The organism is Micrococcus sp. HMSC31B01 (assembly GCF_001816085.1).
Taxonomy (GTDB): Bacteria; Actinomycetota; Actinomycetes; order Actinomycetales; family Micrococcaceae; genus Micrococcus; species Micrococcus luteus.
On record NZ_KV825168.1, the window covers coordinates 1 to 2,516 of the forward strand.

Below are 2,516 nucleotides of genomic sequence, written 5' to 3' on the forward strand. Positions count from 1 at the left end.
GCGGCGCCGTCGCGGGGGCGGGCGAGATCGTCCTGGACATGACCGCGATGGACCGGATCCTGGAGGTCTCCCCCGCGGACCGCGTGGCCGTCGTCGAGCCGGGGATCCTCAACGGGGCGCTGAACGCCGCGCTCGCCGAGCACGGGCTGTGGTGGGCCCCGGACCCGGCGTCGAAGGACATCTCCACGGTGGGCGGCAACATCGCGATGAACGCCGGCGGGCTGCTGTGCGCCAAGTACGGCGTCACGCGCGAGGCGGTGCTGGGCCTGGACGTGGTGCTCGCGGACGGCACCCTGCTGCGGCTGGGCCACCGCACCGTCAAGGGGGTGACCGGCTACGACCTGGTCGCGCTGATGATCGGCTCGGAGGGCACGCTCGGCGTGATCGTGGGTGCGACGCTGGCGCTGCGGCCGGCCGTGCGCGGCGTGCCGGTGACGCTCGGCGGGTTCTTCCCGGACGTCGTCGCGGGCGCCGCCGCGGCCGAGGCGATCACCGGGGCCGGTCACGTGCCCGCCCTGATGGAGCTGATGGACGAGGCGACGCTCGCCGCGGTGCGCGCGCACGCGGGGCCCGAACGCGGGGCCGCCCTGCCCGAGTCCGGCGCGTTCCTGCTGGTGCAGGCCGACGGCGCCGGCGCCGAGGCGGACGGGGAGGCCATGGCCGCCCTCATGCGCGCCCACAGCGGGGACGTCACCGTGACCGTGGACCCCGCCGAGGGGGAGGCCCTCATGGCCCTGCGCCGCACCGCGTTCCCCGCACTCGAGCGCCTCGGCACCCCGCTCGTGGAGGACGTGGCCGTCCCGCGCAGCCGCATGGCCGAGATGTTCGCGCGGATCCGTGAGATCGAGGCACGCACCGGCGTCGCCATCCCCACCACGGCCCACGCCGGGGACGGCAACCTGCACCCGATCCTGCTGTTCGGCGCGGCGGCGCAGGTGGGCGGTGCGGCCGAGGACGCCGCGTCGATTCCGGCGGACGTGTGGGAGGCCGCCGGCGAGCTGTTCCGCGCGGGTCTGGAACTCGGCGGCACGCTCACCGGCGAACACGGCGTGGGCCTGCTCAAGCGCGCGTTCCTGCGGGACGAGCTCGGCGACGCCCAGCACGACCTCCAGCAGCGCATCAAGGCCGTGTTCGACCCGCACGGCATCCTCAACCCAGGAAAGGTGTTCACCCCGTGACGCAGCCGACCACCCCCGAGACCCCCGCCGACGCCGGCACGCCGACCCCGTTCGAGGTCGGGCTGCAGCTGCGCTGGTCCGACGAGGACCGCTACGGCCACGTCAACAACGCCCGCCTGCTCACCCTCACCGAGGAGGCGCGCGTGCGCGCCCTGGCCGCGTGGGCCACGACGACGGCGTCCCCGGACGTCCAGCGCGTCGTGCGGTCCATGGAGGTCCAGTACGAGGCGCCCGTGGTCTACGCCGGGCCCGAGGTGACGGCGCGGGTGTGGATCCTGCGGATCGGCCGGACGTCCTTCACGCTGCGCCACGAGCTGTGGCAGGACGGGCGGCGCTGCGTGCTGTGCGACGCCGTGTTCGTGCAGGTGGACCCGGCGGCCGGGCGGCCCGTGGCCGTCTCCGACGAGGAGCGCGCCGTCTTCGAACGCGTGCTGATCCCCGCCGAGGACTGACGGGCCGCCGTCGGGCCTGTGGACGGCCAGCCGTCTCGCAGGATCCCGCCGTAGGCTCTGAGGCCATGGAGCAGGACCCTTCCCCGGACGCGCCCGTGCCCTCGGCGGACGTCGAGGCGCTGCGCGGCACCCCCGTGTCCGCGTTGACGCAGCTCTCCCCCGTGATGTCCGTGGCGTTGGATCGGCTGCGCAAGGACGTCGAGCGTTTCGACCTCGAGTACCGCTCGGCCCTGCTCCAGGTGGAGGCGCGGCTCGAGGTGCTGCGGGACGAGTTCACGCACCTGCACGACTACAACCCCATCGAGCACATCGTCACGCGGGTGAAGTCGCCGGAGTCGATCCTGCGCAAGGCCTCCGCCCGCGGGCTGTCCCTGGACCTGGACGCGCTGCGCACCAACGTCACGGACATCGCCGGGGCGCGCGTGATCGTCAGCTTCGCCCGGGACGTGTACCGCGTGTTCCGCCAGTTCACGCAGCAGCCGGACATCCGGGTGCTCGAGGTGGAGGACTACATCTCCCGACCCAAGCCTTCCGGCTACCGCAGCCTGCACTGCCTCGTGCAGGTGCCGATCCACCTGTCCACCGGCACGATCCAGGTGACCGTGGAGATGCAGTTCCGCACGAGCGCCATGGACTTCTGGGCCACGCTCGAGCACAAGATCAACTACAAGTTCGACGGCGGCGTGCCCCCGGACATCGCGACCGAGCTCGTGGCCGCCGCCCGCGTGGCCGCGGACCTGGACACCCGCATGGAGCGCCTGCACGACCAGGTGCAGGAGACCGACAGGGACGACGACGCCGCCGCGGCCTGGGAGGACGACGGCGGTCCCGCCTTCGAGGACGAGCCGGCGGCAGGGCCGGGCGAGGCGCGGCCGGGCGAGGCGCG

The 2,516-nt window shown here is 73.8% G+C and carries 3 protein-coding genes; all 3 read left to right on the forward strand.

The features are described 5' to 3' along the window. Window positions 1-1,178: FAD-binding oxidoreductase (locus tag HMPREF3105_RS07300; protein ID WP_070709073.1), on the forward strand; the 1,178-nt coding region annotated here is incomplete at its 5' end. Continuing rightward, window positions 1,175-1,630 carry an acyl-CoA thioesterase gene (locus tag HMPREF3105_RS07305; RefSeq protein ID WP_036382344.1) on the forward strand — a complete coding sequence of 152 codons (456 nt, stop codon included), beginning with the start codon at window positions 1,175-1,177 and terminating at the stop codon, window positions 1,628-1,630. The genes HMPREF3105_RS07300 and HMPREF3105_RS07305, both read left to right, overlap by 4 nt. 65 nt (window positions 1,631-1,695) lie before the next feature. After that, the coding region (locus HMPREF3105_RS07310) for a GTP pyrophosphokinase (RefSeq protein WP_070709074.1) at window positions 1,696-2,516 on the forward strand (821 nt) is incomplete at its 3' end.